Below are 745 nucleotides of genomic sequence, written 5' to 3' on the forward strand. Positions count from 1 at the left end.
ACGATCTGCTTGATCCGAAATATAAGGATAAAATTATTATTCGCGGCGTTTTACAATCAGGTACAATGCGGACAATCTATTCGGCTATGATGTATCGACAGGGTGCAGCAGCTCCGGAAAAGGGTTATGAATGGCTGACGAAATTAGACGCCAATACAAAGGAATATGCGCAAGACCCTACCAGCTTATATCTAAAGCTAGCCCGACAAGAGGGAGCCATTTCTTTATGGAATTTACAGGATATCCTGATTCAAAAGGAAACCAAAAAACAACCGTTTGACTACATTTATCCAGCTAGCGGCGCACCCATTCTAGTAGATGGCGTGGCGATTGTAAAGGGTGCGAAAAACATAGCCCCGGCTAAGAAATTCTATGACTTCTTATTTGATGAAAAACTCCGAATTGAAATGGCGGAGAAGTTCTATCAAATTCCCGCCCTTTTAACTATTAGCAAAGAAAATCTACCGACCTGGCTACAAGCTATTGAGCTAAAACCATTGGAGATTGATTGGCAGGTTCTAGCAGATAAAGAAAAAGAGTGGATGCAATATTGGGATGAAAATATAAAAGGAAAGGGCTACAAATAGTTACTAGGAGTAATACAGAAATGAGTGGCGACCTTTTGTTCTGCATGCTGTATGACATGAGAGGGGGAACAGAGTTGAGTGGGGTCACGTTAGAGCATGTAACGAAATCATTTGGTAGCGCAAAAGGGGTCAAAAACGTTCACATTGAGATTAAACAG

At 41.3% G+C, this 745-nt stretch carries 1 protein-coding gene; it reads left to right on the plus strand.

From position 1 onward, the window contains the following. Positions 1-587, plus strand: a 587-nt coding sequence (locus AYJ08_RS06120; RefSeq protein WP_157452808.1) for an extracellular solute-binding protein, incomplete at its 5' end; no start/stop codon positions are given. Positions 588-745: the final 158 nt, after the last annotated feature.

This window comes from Brevibacillus sp. SKDU10, assembly GCF_001645205.1.
GTDB classification, from domain to species: Bacteria; Bacillota; Bacilli; order Brevibacillales; family Brevibacillaceae; genus Brevibacillus_B; species Brevibacillus_B halotolerans.